This is a genomic window from Saccharopolyspora rectivirgula DSM 43747 (assembly GCF_000497205.1).
In the GTDB taxonomy this organism is placed as follows: Bacteria; Actinomycetota; Actinomycetes; order Mycobacteriales; family Pseudonocardiaceae; genus Saccharopolyspora; species Saccharopolyspora rectivirgula.
Genome location: NZ_AYJW01000023.1, coordinates 12,520 through 28,929 on the forward strand (window position 1 = coordinate 12,520; position 16,410 = coordinate 28,929).

At 69.6% G+C, this 16,410-nt stretch carries 14 protein-coding genes; 8 read left to right on the top strand and 6 right to left on the bottom strand.

Annotation, left to right across the window (positions count from 1 at the left end):
• Position 1: 1 nt before the first annotated feature.
• On the top strand, positions 2-583 hold the full coding sequence (locus SREC43747_RS0108525; RefSeq protein ID WP_029720759.1) for a DUF2537 domain-containing protein: 582 nt from the start codon (positions 2-4) through the stop codon (positions 581-583).
• A gap of 7 nt (positions 584-590) precedes the next feature.
• Here the strand turns inward: SREC43747_RS0108525 and sepH are convergent, their stop codons facing one another.
• From sepH to SREC43747_RS0108540, 3 genes are all read right to left on the bottom strand, one after another.
• Positions 591-1,487 carry a septation protein SepH gene (gene sepH / locus SREC43747_RS0108530; protein WP_029720760.1) on the bottom strand — a complete coding sequence of 299 codons (897 nt, stop codon included), beginning with the start codon at positions 1,485-1,487 and terminating at the stop codon, positions 591-593.
• A 231-nt stretch (positions 1,488-1,718) separates the two neighbouring features.
• A complete protein-coding gene (gene serC / locus SREC43747_RS0108535; protein ID WP_029720761.1) occupies positions 1,719-2,861 on the bottom strand; it encodes a phosphoserine transaminase in 1,143 nt (380 codons plus the stop codon).
• 351 nt (positions 2,862-3,212) lie between these two features.
• Positions 3,213-4,325, bottom strand: coding sequence for a citrate synthase 2 (locus SREC43747_RS0108540; RefSeq protein WP_037331632.1), 1,113 nt, complete (start codon positions 4,323-4,325; stop codon positions 3,213-3,215).
• Between the two features lie 487 nt (positions 4,326-4,812).
• Between SREC43747_RS0108540 and pdxH the strand changes: the two genes are divergently transcribed.
• The 4 genes from pdxH to SREC43747_RS0108560 all read left to right on the top strand — a co-directional run bounded on the left by pdxH (position 4,813) and on the right by SREC43747_RS0108560 (position 9,442).
• Complete coding sequence (gene pdxH, locus SREC43747_RS0108545; RefSeq protein ID WP_029720763.1) at positions 4,813-5,469, top strand: pyridoxamine 5'-phosphate oxidase; 657 nt, start codon at positions 4,813-4,815, stop codon at positions 5,467-5,469.
• Between the two features lie 173 nt (positions 5,470-5,642).
• Positions 5,643-6,926, top strand: coding sequence for an MFS transporter (locus tag SREC43747_RS0108550; protein WP_029720764.1), 1,284 nt, complete (start codon positions 5,643-5,645; stop codon positions 6,924-6,926).
• Between the two features lie 130 nt (positions 6,927-7,056).
• A complete protein-coding gene (locus SREC43747_RS0108555) occupies positions 7,057-8,451 on the top strand; it encodes an APC family permease (RefSeq protein ID WP_029720765.1) in 1,395 nt (464 codons plus the stop codon).
• A 64-nt stretch (positions 8,452-8,515) separates the two neighbouring features.
• Positions 8,516-9,442 (top strand): aldose 1-epimerase family protein, encoded by a 927-nt coding sequence (locus SREC43747_RS0108560; RefSeq protein ID WP_029720767.1) that lies wholly within the window; start codon positions 8,516-8,518, stop codon positions 9,440-9,442.
• Between the two features lie 60 nt (positions 9,443-9,502).
• On the opposite strand, the gene SREC43747_RS0108565 is transcribed toward SREC43747_RS0108560, so the two are convergent.
• Complete coding sequence (locus tag SREC43747_RS0108565) at positions 9,503-10,648, bottom strand: acyl-CoA dehydrogenase family protein (RefSeq protein WP_029720769.1); 1,146 nt, start codon at positions 10,646-10,648, stop codon at positions 9,503-9,505.
• Positions 10,649-10,786: 138 nt separating this feature from the next.
• Between SREC43747_RS0108565 and SREC43747_RS0108570 the strand changes: the two genes are divergently transcribed.
• The 3 genes from SREC43747_RS0108570 to SREC43747_RS0108580 all read left to right on the top strand — a co-directional run bounded on the left by SREC43747_RS0108570 (position 10,787) and on the right by SREC43747_RS0108580 (position 14,073).
• Complete coding sequence (locus SREC43747_RS0108570) at positions 10,787-11,404, top strand: TetR/AcrR family transcriptional regulator (RefSeq protein ID WP_029720770.1); 618 nt, start codon at positions 10,787-10,789, stop codon at positions 11,402-11,404.
• Positions 11,401-12,333, top strand: coding sequence for a carbohydrate kinase family protein (locus tag SREC43747_RS0108575; RefSeq protein ID WP_029720771.1), 933 nt, complete (start codon positions 11,401-11,403; stop codon positions 12,331-12,333). Before SREC43747_RS0108570 ends, SREC43747_RS0108575 begins: the two co-directional genes overlap by 4 nt.
• A gap of 435 nt (positions 12,334-12,768) precedes the next feature.
• Entirely contained in the window at positions 12,769-14,073 is a 1,305-nt protein-coding gene (locus tag SREC43747_RS0108580) for a citrate synthase (RefSeq protein ID WP_029720772.1), read from the top strand.
• Positions 14,074-14,145: 72 nt separating this feature from the next.
• Here SREC43747_RS0108580 and SREC43747_RS0108585 read toward each other — a convergent pair whose 3' ends face one another.
• Together SREC43747_RS0108585 and SREC43747_RS0108590 are read right to left on the bottom strand one after the other, a co-directional pair.
• Positions 14,146-15,720 carry a glycerol-3-phosphate dehydrogenase/oxidase gene (locus tag SREC43747_RS0108585; protein WP_029720773.1) on the bottom strand — a complete coding sequence of 525 codons (1,575 nt, stop codon included), beginning with the start codon at positions 15,718-15,720 and terminating at the stop codon, positions 14,146-14,148.
• 67 nt (positions 15,721-15,787) lie between these two features.
• Positions 15,788-16,405, bottom strand: coding sequence for a TetR/AcrR family transcriptional regulator (locus SREC43747_RS0108590; protein WP_037331633.1), 618 nt, complete (start codon positions 16,403-16,405; stop codon positions 15,788-15,790).
• Positions 16,406-16,410: the final 5 nt, after the last annotated feature.

Consider the following 16,410-nt stretch of genomic DNA (forward strand, 5'->3'; position numbering starts at 1 on the left):
GATGCGCGCCGCGGACCCCAAGATCGAACTGCGCGCCCGCTCCGGACGCCCGGTGCTGCTGCGCGAACCCGGTGGTGAACTCGACCCGGCCCGGCTGAACCTGCCCGACCCGCTGCTGGCCGCCCTCCGCGAATGGGCCACCGTCGTGGAAACCGTCCAACACGAGGACAGCACGCGAACCGCCGAACTGGTCAGCAGGCGAGGACGCCACCTCGCGCTGCGGCTGGCCGCCGCGACCGGCGCCGAAGTCAGCTACCTGGACCCGCTCAACGGCCGCCGCGACCAGTTCGGCAGCCGCGCCGACCGCGACCTGCCACCCCCGGAAGAAACCCCCTGGGGCACCGGGCTGGCCGTGACCGGCATCGTCGGCGCCCTCGTGGCCACCATCCTGATGCTGGTCACCCTCGGCATGGCCGACATCAACATCGTCCTGGCAGTCGTGATCAACCTCGGCATCGCAGCCGGATTCGCCCCGTCCGTGTGGTTCGGGCGCAGCATCCCCACCTGGCGCTGGGTGGTGTTCGGAATCGGAGCGGGCGTGGTCGCCGCGTGGCTCGGACTGGTCCTCAGCCTGCTCGGCTGATCCCGGGTCAGCGGTGCGACCGCACCCCGAGCAGCACGTCCTCCCAGGACGGCACGATCGGGTGGCTCTTGCGCCCGCGGCGCTGCCCGGCCTTGCGGCCCTCCTCGTCCTGCTCGGCGCTCGCCGCGGGCTCCGGCTCGGCCATCGGCTCGGGAACCGCCAACTCGTCCGAGTCAGAAGCCTGCTCCGGAACCGCGGGCTCCCCCGGCTGCTCCACCGGCGCCTCGGCCCGCCCCGCCGCAACGCCGTGCTGCGGCGCGCCCTCCAACTGGAGCGCCTCCCGGGCCAGCTCGGTCACCGGGCGCACCGTGCGCAACGGGCGGTTCGGGGAAGGATCGATCAAGTCGGCGGCGTGCTCGTCCAAAGCCGTCACGGTCCCGCCGTTGGCCCCCTGGTGGAAGATCCAGTGCGCCCGGTTCTCCGAACGCCCCGCCTGCCAGAGCAGCTGAACCACCCACTTGCCGTCTTCTCCGCGCCACGCGTCCCAGGCAGCCTGGGCGTAGTCATGACCGCGAACACCGAACGTGTGAGCAACGACCTCACCCAGCGTCTGCACATCCGGACCGTCGTCCCGCACCGGATGCGCCTTCTGGGCCATCTCCGCCACCCGGGCGCGCTCCAACAGCACCGGGTAGGCGTACCGCTCCACCCGCTGCTCCGGGACACCCGCGGCCTCCGCGACCTCCTCCACCGAAGCACCAGCACGGATGCGGGCCTGGATCTCGCGCGGCCGCATCTTGGCCTCCAGCTCGATCTGCGCCTGCCCGAGACGGGTCATGTCACCGCGGGCAGCAGCGCGCAGCCGCTCGTCGGCCGGCACGGTGAAGCGCTCGCCGTTCTCCGGGTCCTCGCAGACAACGGATTCACCGTCCTCGTCGAGCCCGACCACTCGCAGCGCTCGCATATGCCAGCCTCCCGCCGACTCTTGTCACCAAGCTGTGACAGCCACCCGGTGCACCCGCGCGAAGCGGACGCACCGGGCCCCGTCGATTGATGGTCGTCCGTCCGTTGAGTCGATCTTGCCTGATAATCGCGCTCACTGCGAGCGGGTAAAACCACTTAATTTCGTAGCAAGATCACCTAGGAAGACCATTTTCGCTCGGCAACGCGGTACTTCAGTGGCGAAAAAGGGTGGTCACGAGAGCTTCGATACCACCCAATCGATGGATTGGGTGAGCGCTGTGACGTCGTCCGGCTCAATCGCCGGGAACATGCCGATGCGCAGCTGGTTGCGGCCCAACTTCCGGTACGGCTCGGTGTCGACGATACCGTTCGCCCGCAGCGCCTTGGCCACCGCGGCCGCGTCCACCGAGTCCACGAAATCGATCGTGCCGACCACCTGCGAACGCTTCGCCGGGTCCTTGACGAACGGGGTGGCGAACTCCGAAGCCTCAGCCCACTCGTACAGCCGGCGGGACGACTCCCGGGTGCGCTGCACGCACCAGTCCAACCCGCCCTGGCCGTTCATCCACTCGATCTGGTCGGCCAGCAGGAACAGCGTGGCCACCGCGGGGGTGTTGTAGGTCTGGTCCTTGCGGGAGTTGTCCAACGCGGTGCTCAGCGACAAGAACTCCGGCACCCAGCGACCGGACTCCTTGATCTCGCCGATGCGCTCCACCGCCGCCGGGCTCATCGCGGCCACCCACAGGCCACCGTCGGAAGCGAAGCACTTCTGCGGCGCGAAGTAGTAGACGTCCACGTCAGCCGGGTTCACCGGCAGGCCACCAGCACCCGACGTGGCGTCGATGGCGATCAGCGCGTTCTCCGACCCGGCCGGGCGCACCGGGTTGAGCATCACACCGGTCGAGGTCTCGTTGTGCGCCCAAGCGATCAAGTCGACGCTCGGGTCCGACACCGGCTCCGGGGCGTCCCCCGGGTCCGCCGACACGACCACCGGGTCCTGCAGGAACGGGGCCGACTTGGCGGCCTTGGCGAACTTGCTCGAGAACTCGCCGTAGGTCAGGTGCAGCGAACGCTCCCGGATCAGCCCGAACGTCGCGGCGTCCCAGAAAGCGGTCGTGCCGCCGACCCCGAGCACCACCTCGTAGCCCTCCGGCAGCGAGAACAGTTCCCGCAGGCCTTCCCGCACCCGACCGACCAAAGACTTCACCGGCCGCTGGCGGTGCGAGGTGCCCATCACCGAAGCACCCTCGTCGACCAGCCGGGACAGCTGCTCAGGGCGCACCTTGGACGGGCCGCAACCAAACCGGCCGTCACTGGGCTTGAGCTCCTCGGGCAGCTTCAACGTCGTCGGATCGATAGTTTCGGCCTGCGTCATGCCGGCGCCTCCGGGCATCTGGTTGTGATGACTTGCCTGCGCGAGGGCAGCACCCGCGCTCCTTGCTCAATCCGGCGCCGTTGCCGGTTACACGCCGCCGGACAGCCGCGCTGCTGCACCGGCCCCTCGCAACTTACTGCGCAGCCCGCCCTCGACCAAAGTCCCTCGTCCGGGGAAGCCGGTGGGCGGGGCGAGGCGGAAGCAGTCGCCGTCCGGCAGGTGACACCCTCGTTTCTCGCAGGTAACCAGCCTAATCCGGAATTCCCGGCACCGGCCGGGCAGCCGGCGCGCCGACCCGGAAGTGACCTCGGCCACCCTGGCGGTCCTCCGGGTGACCGAGGCCCGAACCGGTCACGCGCCAGCCGGCACCCGTGACCAGCCCGCCACCTGCTGCGGCTCCCGCGGCCCGGGCCCCACGTACTGGGCCGCCGGCCGAACCAGCCGGCCGGTGCGCTTCTGCTCCAAGACGTGCGCCGACCAGCCCGCCAAACGAGCGCAGGTGAACATGGCCGGCATCATCTCCGGCGGCACCCCCGCGAAGTCCAGCACCACAGCCGCCCAGAACTCCACGTTCGTCTCGATCTGCCGATCCGGGCGACGCTCCCGCAGCACGCCCAACGCCGCCTGCTCCAACTCCCGGGCGACCTCGTAGCGCGGCGCCCCCAACTGCCGGCACACCCGGCGCAACACCCTCGCCCGCGGATCCTCGGCCCGGTACACCCGGTGCCCGAAACCCATCACCCGCTGCCCGCGGTCGAGCACCGACTCCACCACGCGGCGAGCATCACCGGTGCGCTCCGCCTCGGCGATCATCGGCAACACCCGGGCCGGGGCGCCGCCGTGCAGCGGCCCGGACATGGCGCCCACCGCCCCGGACAGGCACGCCGCCACATCCGCCCCCGTGGAAGCGATCACCCGGGCGGTGAAGGTGGAGGCGTTCATCCCGTGCTCAGCTGCGGAAACCCAATACGCGTCCAACGCCTGCACCTGCTCAGCAGCGGCCTCCCCGCGCCAGCGGAGCAAGAACTGCTCGGAAGCCGGGGCGTCCTCCGGGACCTCGCTGTCCGGCACCGCCGGCAACTGCCCCCGCGCCGACTGCGCCGCGTACGACAACGCGGCCGCCGAAGCCAGCGCGAGCTGCTGGCGGGCCTCCTCCTCGGAGACGTCCAGCAACGGCTGGAACCCCCGCGCCGGCCCGAGCATCGCCAGCGCGGCCTGCACGTCGGCCCGCACATCACCGGTGCGGACCGGGAGCCCCGCATCGACCGCGGTGGGCAACCGCTGGCCGAACTCCCCGTCGACCAGCAAGGACCACACGTCCTCGAAAGGAACCTTCCCGGCCAAGTCCTCGATGTCGACCCCGCGGTAGCGCAGCGCGCCACCGTCGCGGTCCGGTTCGGCGATCTCGGTCTGGAAAGCGACGACCCCTTCCAGGCCCGGCCGGAATTCGCTCGCGTTGCTCACGCCTCGTCTCCTCACTGCACTGTTCGGGCACGCGCGCACGAGCGCGCAGGGGCGTGGCGGGGTGCGAGCGGTGTCAGCGCTGCAGCAACAGTGCCCCCGGGAGCGGGAACTCGCAATTTCCCGTCGCCCGGAAAAAACCACCGGATGCCCGGAATCGGAACAAACCGGGAACATCCCGAACCCGGGGAACGACGCGGTCCTTGCCGCCCCACCGGCAACCGCGGTCACCACCGCGCCCGAGCCGCAGCACCACCCGAAAGTGACGAGGTCGCTGGGGGCGCGACGCGCAGCACCCCGGAGCAGCCGGGAGCTGTGGGAAAGATCTCTGCATCGTTAACGAAATCGATCGGGAAGTTTTCCGCGTTTCGGCCGCGCAGCTGCGGACGTCTAACGTCGTAGGCGCGCCGCTGGTCCGATGACAGACCCGCGGGGGCCCGGTCGGGTCTTAGGAACTCATGTGCTGAAGTCGGGTGGGAGAGGAGTGCGGATGTCAGAGACCCACGTGGCGCTGTCGAACATGCGGGTGTCCTACGAAGCCGGGGAGCTTGACGAGACCTCCCTGGCCGGGACTTGGCACGAGCAGCTGCGGATCTGGTTCGACCAAGCAGTGGAAGCCGGCCTCACCGAACCGAACGCGATGGTGCTCGCCACCGCCGACAGCGAAGGCGTGCCCTCCTCGCGCACCGTGCTGTGCAAAGGCTTCGACGAACGCGGACTGGTGTTCTTCACCAACTACACCTCGGCGAAGAGCCACGACCTCACCGCCACCCGAGTAGCGGCCGTCACCTTCCCGTGGCTCGGCCTGCAGCGCCAGGTCAACATCCGGGGCTCGGTGGAGAAGGTCTCGCAGCACGAAACCGCCGAGTACTGGCAGCTGCGCCCCCGCGGATCCCAGCTCGGGGCCTGGGCCTCCCCGCAATCGCGCGTGGTGGCCAACCGGGAAGCCCTGGAAACGTCCCTGCAGCGCATCGAACGCCGCTTCGGCGACGCCGAGAAGATCCCGGTCCCGCCGCACTGGGGCGGCTGGCGGTTGCTCCCCGAATCGGTCGAATTCTGGCAAGGGCGCCCCAGCCGGTTGCACGACCGGCTGCGCTTCCGCCGCACCGAGGACAACGGCTGGATCGTCGAACGGCTCGCCCCCTGACACCGCGCGAGCACACCCGGCGACGAAGCACGAAGGAAGGGAACTTTTCTCCCGTTCTGGGGAGAAAAGTTCCCTTCCTCAATTTCCGCACCGGGCGCCGGCGCTGCCCGGTGACGAGACGCTGCTGATATTCGGTTGGTGGCGGGATCGAGCCTGGCTAGGCTGCACCACTTGTGCAGCGCAGTGGTTCCCAGCAGAAATCAGCTGGCAAGGTCAGGTCCCTGCTCAACAAGGTCGTCATCGACACCCGCCCGCTCCGCTACCCGGCCTACCGGCGGTTGTGGCTGTCCAACGTCGTCGTTGCGCTCGGCGGCCAGTTCACCGTGGTGGCGGTGCCCAAGCAGCTCTACGACCTGACCGGGTCCTCCAGCTACGTGGGCCTGGCCGGCCTCGCCGGCCTGCTGCCACTGCTGGTGTTCGGCCTGTGGGGCGGGGCGGTGGCTGACGCGGTGGACCGGCGTCGCCTGATGGTGATCACCACCGCGGGACTCGCCGGCAGCGCCGCTCTGCTGTGGTTGACCACCGCGACCGGTCTCGCCTCGGTCGGCTCGGTGCTGCTGCTCTACGCGCTGCAGCAAGTCTTCTTCGCGATCAACATGCCGACCCGCAACGCCGCGATCGCCAGGCTGATCCCCACCGAACTGCTGTCCTCGGCGCAGGCGCTCAACACCACGGTGTTCCAGCTCGGCGCGATCATCGGTCCCCTGCTGGCGGGCATGCTGCTGCCGTTCATCGGCCTGTCCGCGCTCTACCTGCTGGACGCGCTCGCCCTGGGTGCCGTGCTGTGGGCGGCCTGGCGCCTGCCCCCGCTCCCGCCCCAGGACGGGGCGCCGACGCGGGCCGGTCTGCGCGCGGTGCTCGACGGCTTCCGGTACCTGTCGGTGCACACCGTGCTGCTGGCCTCCTACCTGGTGGACATCATCGCGATGGTGTTCGGCCTGCCCCGCGCCCTGTTCCCGGCGATGGCCGAGCAGACCTTCGGGAGCGCCAACGGGAACGGCGCGGCCCTCGGCTGGCTCTACGCGGCCATCCCGCTGGGCTCGTTCGCCGCGGGCCTGTTCTCCGGGTGGCTGCACCGGTTCGTCCGCCACGGGGTCGGTGTGGTGCTGGCGGTCATCGCCTGGGGGCTGGCGGTGATCGGCTTCGGCCTGGCGGACTCCCTGTGGCTGGGCGTGCTCTTCCTGGCCCTGGGCGGCGGTGCGGACCTGGTGAGCATGGTCTACCGCGGCGCCATCCTGCAGGAAGCCGCGACCGACGAGATGCGCGGCCGGCTCCAGGGCGTGTTCACGGTGGTGGTGACCGGCGGCCCCAGGTTGGCAGACGTGCTGCACGGCCTGGCCGGGGACTGGTTGGGAACGCGGCTCGCAGTCGTCGGCGGCGGTGTCCTGGTCGTGGTGTGCACGCTGCTCGCTGCGGTGGCGCTGCCCGCCTTCTGGCAATACCGTGCGCCTCGGTGACCAGGCGCTGTCGGCCGGTTGCGCTTCGCTGTTTCGGCGAACGGCCCAGCTGCCTGATGCACAAGTCTTACCGAATTGCAACCCAGGGTGGGCAGCCAAGGTCAACAGCGACCCTGCACACTTTTCAGCTATGGCCAACGAAACGACCGTGGACGACGACGTGGCAGAGCGGGCAGAGGCACCCGGCCTCAAAAGGGTCATGGGGCCGAAGTTGTTGCTGTTCTTCGTGGTCGGAGACATCCTCGGAACCACCATCTACTCGCTGACCGGCAAGGTCGCTGGCAAGGTGGGCGGCGCGCTGTGGATTCCATTCCTCGTCGCGTTCGTGGTCGCGTTCCTGACCGCGGTCAGCTACCTGGAACTTGTCGGCAAGTACCCCAAGGCCGGTGGTGCCCCGCTGTACGTGCACCGGGCGTTCGGCGTGCACTTCGTGACGTTCCTGATCGCCTTCACCGTGATGTGCTCGGGCCTGACCTCCGCTGCTTCCGCGGCCCAGGCGTTCAGCGGTGACTACCTGGCCGCCATCGTCGGGGACATCCCGTCGTGGCCGGTGGCCATCGCGTTCGTGCTGCTGCTGGCCGCGGTGAACCTCCGGGGCGTGGCCGAGTCGGTCAAGATGAACGTGGTGCTCACCTGCATCGAGCTGCTCGGCCTGGTCATCGTGATCGTGCTCGGGGTGTGGGCGATCTTCGGCGGCAACACCGACCCCGAGCTGGCACCCGACCCGAGCCGGTTGACCGAGTTCAACACCGACACCACGCCGCTGCTGGCGGTGACGTCGGCGACCGCGCTGGCCTTCTTCGCCATGGTCGGTTTCGAGGACTCGGTGAACATGGCCGAGGAGACCAAGAACCCGGCGAAGAACTTCCCGCGCGCGTTGCTGCTGGGGCTGACCATCACCGCGACGATCTACCTGGTGATCGCGCTGATCACCTCGACCCTGGTGCCGACCGGCAAGCTGGCCGAGTCGGACGGGCCGCTGCTGCTGGTCGTGCAGGCGGCCGCGCCGTGGTTCCCGCCGGTCCTGTTCTCGGCCATCGCGCTGTTCGCGGTCACCAACACCGCGCTGATCAACATGCTGATGGCCAGCCGACTGGTCTACGGCATGGGCCAGGAGAAGATCATCCCGGGCCTGTTCGCCAAGGTGCACCCGAAGCGGCAGACCCCGTGGGTGTCGGTGCTGTTCACCGCCGCCATCGGCGTGGTCCTGGTCGCCACCCTCGACATCTCCGCCCTGGGCAGCACCACGTCGCTGCTGCTGTTGCTGGTGTTCGCGGTCGTCAACATCTCGGTGCTGGCGCTGCGTCGGGAGAAGGTCGAGCACGAGCACTTCAAGGCCCCCACCTGGGTTCCCGTGCTCGGCGCGCTCAGCTGCCTCTTCTTCGCCAGCCCGCTGTCCGGGCGCCCGCTGGAGGAGTACCTCATCGCCGCCGTGCTGCTGGGCATCGGCGTGCTGTTCTGGGTGATCAACCGGGTGTTCCTGGGCGGTCGTCAGGAGTTCGACGTCGAGAAGCTGACCAAGTGAAGCGGCTGATCCCCACCCGCTGTTGAGCGCGTGGCGGGTGGGGATCGCGCCCTACAGTTGTCACGTGACTGACCGAATTCCTGCCACTGGCCGCCAATTCGAGATCTCCCGGGGTGCTGCCCGGGCTGTCATCACCGAGGTCGGTGCGGCGCTCCGGCTCTTCGAAGTGGACGGCGTGCCGTACACCGAGACGTTCGACCCGGACCAGGAGGCTCCCGCGGCGGCGGGGGCGGTGCTGGTTCCTTGGCCCAACCGGGTGGCTGATGGGAAGTGGGAGCTGGCGGGGCAGCCGCAGCAGCTCGCGCTGACCGAACCCGCCCGCAACAACGCGATCCACGGCCTGCTCCGCCACACCGCGTGGGAGGTCGTCGAGCACGACCAGGACCGGATCGTGCTGCGGTCGTTCATCCCCGCTCAACCGGGCTGGCCGGTCCCGCTGCTGGCCTCGGTGGCCTATGCGGTGGACGAGTCGGGGCTGTCGGTGACGCACGAGGTCACCAACACCGGTGCCCAGGCCACCCCGTTCGGGGTGGGGGTGCACCCGTACCCGCGGGCGGGCAACGCCGAAACCGACGAGTGCACGCTGCAGCTGGCGGCGTCCAGCGTTCTCCCGGTGGACCCGGAGCGGCTGCTCCCGACCGGCCCGGCGCGGCCGCTGGCCGGGGAGGAGACCGAGCTGCGCAGCGGGCGGAAACTGGCCGGGCTGCGGTTGGACACGTGCTTCGGCGGTGCCGAGCCGGCCGCTGACGATCCCCAGGGGCTGGTGCGGCACCACTTGACCGGCCCGTCCGGGCACGGCGTGCAGGTGTGGGCCGACCCGGTGTTCAAGTGGGTGCAGGTGTACACGGCGGCGGACTTCCCGGGCCGGGGTCGGGCGGTGGCCGTGGAACCGATGACGTGCCCGCCGGACGCGTTGAACTCCGGCACTGATCTGCTGGTGCTGCAGCCCGGGGAGACGTGGAGCGGCAGCTGGGGGCTCGCCCCGTTCTGATGGAGCAAGGGAACTTTTCCGCCGCTCGTGGTGGAAAAGTTCCCTTGCTGGATGCGCGTCTCAGCGGCGGGTGAGGTGGCGGCCGATGATCATGCGCTGGATCTGGTTGGTTCCTTCGAAGATCTGCAGCACTTTGGCTTCGCGCATGTAGCGCTCGACGGGGAAGTCGCGGGTGTAGCCGGCGCCGCCGAGCACCTGCACCGCGTCGGTGGTCACCTTCATCGCCGCGTCGGTGGCGACGAGTTTGGCGATGGACGCTTGCTGGCCGTACGGCTTCCCGGCGTCGCGCCGGCGCGCGGCGTCCAGGTAGGTGGCTCGGGCGGTCTGCACGGCCGCGGCCATGTCGGCGAGCATGAACTGCAGGCCTTGGAAGTCGATGATGTTCCGGCCGAACTGCTTGCGCTGGTTGGCGTACTCGACCGCCGCGTCGAGGGCGGCTTGGGCGAGCCCGGTGGCGCAGGCGGCGATGCCGAGCCGGCCGGAGTCGAGCGCGGACAGGGCGATCTTGAGGCCTTCGCCTTCTTCGCCGATGCGGCGGTCGACGGGGACGCGGGCGTTCTCCAGGAGCAGTTGGGTGGTGGGGGACCCGGTGAGCCCCATCTTCCGCTCCGGTGGCGCGGCCGACAGCCCGGGGGTGTTCGAGTCGAGCAGCAGGCAGCTGATGCCGCGGCCACCGTCGTCGGAGGTGCGCACCATCGTGGTGTAGAAGTCGGCGACCCCGCCGTGGGTGGTCCAGGCCTTGGTGCCGTTGACGACGTACTCGTCTCCGCTGCGTTCGGCGCGGGTGCGCAGGGCGGCGGCGTCGGATCCGGCGTGGGGTTCCGACAGCGAGTAGGCGCCGAGCAGTTGGCCGCCGAGCATGTCCGGCAGCCACTGCTGCCGCTGCTGCTCGGTGCCGAAGTGGGCGAGCGGGTAGCAGGACATGGTGTGCACCGACAGCCCGACGCCGACGGTCATCCAGGCGCTGCTGAGTTCTTCGAGCACCTGCAGGTACACCTCGTAGGGCTGGTCGCCCCCGCCGTACTCCTCGGGGTAGGGGAGGCCGAGGAATCCGGATTCGCCGAGCAGTCGGAAGACGTCGCGGGGGAACTTCTCCGCTGCTTCGTCCTCGGCGACCCGGGGAGCGAGTTCGTCGCGGGCGATTTCCCTGGTGAGCTGCAGCAAGTCGGTTGCTTCGGAGGTGGGTAGCAGGCGTTCGACCGGCATGGTTGATGCGCTCCCTGGTGGTGTGACCCGAGGTCTTGAGTACCAACACCAGTACTTTAGGTCGTATTTGAGTACTGCAACAGTCTTGGAAGTGGAACCCCCCGCGGGTTCGGGGAGCGATGTGGCAGGCTTCCACCGATGAGCAGCTCCGGAGGCAGAGTGACCCGGCGGTCGGTGCAGCAGCGGCGGGCTGAACTGCTGGACCGCCTGCGCGACCTTTTCCTCGCTGAAGGGTTCTCCCACTTCACCCTGGACGAGCTGGCGGCTCGGCTGCACTGCTCGAAGTCGACGCTGTACACCTTGGCCAGCAGCAAGGAGCAGCTGGCGGTGCGGGTGGTGGCGCACTACTTCAAGGAGGCCACCAGCGACATCGAGGCGGCGGTGGCCGAGGTGGAGGACGTGCGGGAGAAGGTGCGGGTGTACCTGTCCGCGGCCGCGGCCGCTCTGCGCCCGGCTTCTCGCCAGTTCATCAACGACATCGCCGCCAATTTCGCCACCCGGGCCATCTACGAGACCAATGCGCACGCGGCCGCGGACCGGATCCGCGGCCTCATCGGTGAAGGGGTGCGCCAGGGGGTCTTCCGCGAGGTGCACGCCGCGCTGGTGGCGGAGATGGTCGGCGGCACCATAGTCAGCATCCAGCGCGGGGAGATCGCCGAGCGGACCGGCCTGTCGGATGCTGAAGCTTTTTCGGCGCTGTCCCAGTTCCTGCTGGGAGGCCTGACCGTGGACGCTGGACGAACGGAGGAGAAGTGATCGTCGTCGGCGGCGAGGCGCTCGTTGATCTCGTTCCCGCACCGGGCACTGTGGACGAGGAGATCAGTCCGCTGTACCCGAGGCTGGGCGGCGGGCCGTACAACGTGGCGATTGCCTTGGGAAGGCTCGGAATTCCAGTAGCTTTCTACGCTCGTCTGTCCACGGACGATTTCGGGGACAAGCTGCTCCAGCGCCTCCTCGACTCCAATGTGGATACCAGTTTGGTGGAGCGGGGGGAGCAGCCGACGACGCTGGCGGTGGTCGCGCTCCAGGAGGACGGCTCGGCCCGCTACAGCTTCCACGTGGAGGGCAGCGCTGCCCGGTTCGTCAGCGAGCGCGAGCTGCCGGAGGGGACCAGCGCTGTGTCGCTGGGCACGCTCGGCATGGTGCTCGAGCCCGGTGCCACGGTCTACGAGAAGGTGCTGTTCGAACAGGCCTCCCGGGGCAAGTTCGTCGCGCTGGACCCGAACGTCCGGCCGGACCTGATCGAGGACCCGGCGGCGTACCGCGAGCGGTTCCGCTCCTGGCTGCCCTCGGTGGACCTGCTGAAGCTCTCCGTCGAGGACGCCGAGTGGCTCGCCGCGGGCGGTGACGTGCTCCGGGCGGTCCGCGAGTGGCAGCGCAGCGGTCCCGCGGCGGTGGTGCTCACCCGCGGCTCGGAGGGGTTGGCGGTGCTCGCCGGGGATGCGGACGCGGTGGAAGTCCCGACGGTGCGGGTCGACGTCGCCGACACCATCGGAGCTGGTGACACCGTGCAAGCGGCGCTGCTGGCCTGGCTGCACCGCAACGGCGCGCTCTCGCCGGACGCGGTGCGCGGGTTGAGCGGCGAGCAGTGGGCCAGCGCGTTGCGGTTCGCCGCTTCGGCGGCCGCGGTGACCGTGTCCCGGCCGGGTGCGGAGCCGCCGTGGGCGGGCGAGCTGGACTGGTGAGCGCCCGGCGGAGGAGCACTGCTGTCCCGGAAAAGTGTCAAATGGGACGAAAGCGGAAGGAGTTGCTCGTTGCGGTGGGCGAAAACACCCTGTGAGTTTCACCGCCCGCGCGCCACGGCAGCGCCAATTTGGTTTACTCCATATGGGTGAGTCAGGTGGGCGAACGGCCGGTACTTCCAGTTGCGCGGCGTCCGCGAGGGGCCTCCAAGTGTGATGTGATCGTGGTCCCACCTGGCCAAAAGCCGTAACACGGTAGCTGCGCGAGAGGCCCTTCGCGGACTAGCGTGACACTGACAGGACCCCAACGGGGTGGTGCTGCGAATCGGGTCGGACATCCCCGACCGGTGCACGATCGATACATGCGAACCAGCCGTCCGGCTCGGCCGCTAGGTCGTCGGTGACAGTGCCACCTCGACGAGCGCGAGAGGTTCCCGAATGCCCGACGACGTGACCGCCAAACGAACCGTCGCGTTGCGTTATGACGGCGGCGAGCACGAAATGCAGGTGAAGCAGCCCACTGAGGGCGCTCCCGGTGTGGACCTCGGAAAGCTGCTGGCTCAAACCGGTTTGGTGACGTTGGATCCGGGCTTCGTCAATACGGCAGCCTGTACATCCGACATTACCTACATCGACGGGGCGGCCGGCATCCTTCGCTACCGCGGCTACCCCATCGAGGAGCTCGCTGCCAAGTCCAACTTCATCGAGGTCAGCTACCTGCTGATCTACGGCGAGCTGCCCACTCAGCAGCAGTACGACGAGTTCGCCGAACGCATCCGTCGGCACACGCTGCTGCACGAAGACCTCAAGCAGTTCTTCGACGGGTTCCCGCGGGACGCGCACCCGATGCCGGTGCTGTCCTCGGCCGTCTCCGCGCTGTCCACCTTCTACCAGGACAGCCTCAACCCGTTCGACAAGGAACAGGTCGAACTGTCGACGGTGCGGCTGCTGGCCAAGCTGCCCACCATCGCCGCCTACGCCTACAAGAAGTCGGTTGGTCAGCCGTTCCTCTACCCGGACAACTCGCTCGGTCTGGTGGAGAACTTCCTGCGGATGACCTTCGGCTTCCCGGCGGAGCCCTACGAGGTCGACCCGACCATGGCGCGGGCGCTCGACCTGCTGTTCATCCTGCACGCCGACCACGAGCAGAACTGCTCCACCTCCACGGTGCGGATGGTCGGCTCGTCCGAAGCCAACCTGTTCGCCAGCATCTCGGCCGGCATCAACGCCCTGTTCGGCCCGCTGCACGGCGGCGCCAACAGCGCGGTGCTGGAGATGCTGGAGGGCATCCACCGCAACGGTGGCGACGTCGACTCGTTCGTCAAGCGGGTCAAGAACAAGGAGCCGGGTGTCAAGCTGATGGGCTTCGGGCACCGGGTCTACAAGAACTACGACCCGCGCGCGGCGATCATCAAGAAGACCGCCGACGAGGTGCTCAGCAAGCTCAACGTCAACGACCCGCTGCTGGACATCGCCCAGCGGCTGGAGGAGCGGGCGCTCGCCGATGACTACTTCATCGAGCGCAAGCTGTACCCGAACGTTGACTTCTACACCGGCCTGATCTACAAGGCCATGGGCTTCCCGACGAAGTTCTTCACCGTCCTGTTCGCGCTCGGCCGGCTGCCCGGCTGGATCGCGCACTGGCGGGAGATGATCGAGGACCCGGCCCGCAAGATCAGCCGGCCGCGCCAGGTCTACACCGGCTCGCCGGAGCGTTCCTACGTTCCGATCAACGAGCGCTGAATCGATCGCTGAATCCTTCGCAGCCGTGCCAGGGGGTTGGATCCCCTGGCACGGCTGTTCGTTTTCGCGCGGCTACTCCAGCACGCCCCGCAGCGCCCGTTCGACCAGGTTCTCCACCGCTTCCCGGGCGGTGCGGCGCTGCTGCGGGTCCAGGCCGATGCGGCTGCGCCGGTCGAGCACGTCCTCGGCGCTGAGCGCCCCTTCGTGCCGCACCGCCCACAGCACTTCGGCGGCGGTCAGCTGGGTTCCCGGGGCCACCGGGTCGGCCAAGCCGGGGTCGAACTCGCTGAGCGCGGCGACCCGGGTGGCTTCGGTGCCGTACCTGGTGACCAGTCGCGGGTCGGCTTCGATGCTGCCCAGCTGCTTCCGCGGGGCGGCACCGACCAGGGCCACGGCGTCGGTGCGGGAGGGGCCGGCGGCCAGGCCCCGGTCCTGGATGGCGGCGTCCACCGCGTCGGCGGCCATCTTGCGGTAGGTGGTGAGCTTCCCGCCGACCACGGTGATCACGTTGTTCGCGGACCTGATCACCGAGTGCCGGCGGGACAGGTCGGCGGAGCGCTTGCGGCCCGGCTGGTCCAGCAGCGGTCGGAGACCGGCGAAGGAGCCGCGCACGTGCTGGCGCCCCAGCGCGACGCCCAGCAGGTGCTGGCTGGCCTCCAGCAGGAAATCCACGTCGGACTGCGGCACGTCCGGAACCGGTGGCACGGGGCCGTCCTGCGGGACGTCGGTCAACCCCAGCAGGGCTCGTCCGTCGGCGTGGGGCAGCAGCAGCAAGAACCGGCCGGTGTGCCCGGGCAGCGGGGCGATCACCGCGGTCCCGGCCAGGCCGGCGGCTTCGGCGTCGACGACCAGGTGCGTGCCGCGGGACGGCCGCAACCGCACCTCCGGGGCGAGGTCCCCGGCCCACACCCCGGTCGCGTTGATCACCGAGCGGGCCCGGAGGCGCAGCGATTCGCCGGTGCGTTCGTCCACCGCGTCCGCGCCGGTGCCGTCGAGGGAGCGCACCCGCACCCGGGTGAGTACCCGGGCGCCGAACCCGGCGGCGGTGCGGGCGAGCGCCACCACCAGGCGGGCGTCGTCGGTGAGCTGGCCGTCGAAGCTGAGCAGCCCGCCGCGCAGGCCTGCGAACCGCAGCCCCGGCACCAGGGCTTGGGCTTCGGCGGCCGGGACCCGGCGGGGCGGGGGCAGCACGTCCGAGGGGGTGCGCACGCTGCGGCGCAGCGCGTCCCCGGTGCGCAGCCCGGCGAGCAGCAGCAGTTCGTGCTGCCGGCTCAGGTCCTCGTGCAGCGGGATCAGCTGGGGGAGGGTGCGCACCAGGTGCGGGGCGGTGCGCGTCATGAGGACGTGCCGCTCCTGCGCGCTCTCCCGGGCGAGTCCGAGGTCGCCGCGGGCCAGGTAGCGCAGGCCGCCGTGCACCAGCTTGCTGGACCAGCGCGAGGTTCCCCAGGCGAGGTCCTCGGCCTCGACCAGGACGACGGACAGGCCGCGGGCGGCGGCGTCGAGAGCGATCCCCGTGCCGGTGACTCCCCCGCCGACCACCAGCAGATCCACCACTTCATCTGCCACTGTGGACAGTTCGGCGGCGCGGCGGGCGGCGTTGAGGGAGGTGGCGCGCAACGATCCTGCGGGCAGCGGAGTGGTGATCATGGCGGCTCCGAAAGTCGGGTTGCGGCGCTTCTACGAATACCTGAGCGAGGTGGAGAACACCCGTGTTTCACCGGCTGTTGGCCGGTTCCGGTCGTAATGCGGCGTCGAGCACCCGCCTGAGCTCGTCGAGCAGGTCTGCGGTGGGCAGTCCTTGCGCGGCGGGGCGTTGGGAGATCACGAACGATTGCAGCACCAGCAGCAGGGTGCGGGCCTGGACGGCGGGCTCGGCCGGGCGGATCGAGCCGTCGGCGTGGCCGGCGGAGAGGTATTCGAGCACGAACTCCTCGGCGGCCCGCTGGGTGCTGCCCAGGCGGGACACCAGGTAGGGCAGCAGCAGTTCGGCCTCGGTGCGCAGCACGCGCTGCAGCAGCGGCGAGGAGTGCAGCAGGCGGACGGCGTGCACCGCGGCGGTGACCAGCTGTTCGCGGGCGGTTCCGGTGCCCGCCGCGCTCCGGGCCTGCTGCAGGATCGCGGTGAACTCGGTGTTCAGCAGGGCGATGACCACGCTGCGCACGTCCGAGTAGCGCCGGTAGAGCGTCATCCGGCTCACCCCGGCGCGCCGGGCGATCTCGCTCAGCGTGGTGCGTCGAATGCCGTTTTCCAGCACGCAGTCCTGGGCGGCCTGGAGCAATCTGGTGTCACGGACCCGGAGCGTCTGTCGAAGGGTGTGACACTGCGACGTCATGTGTA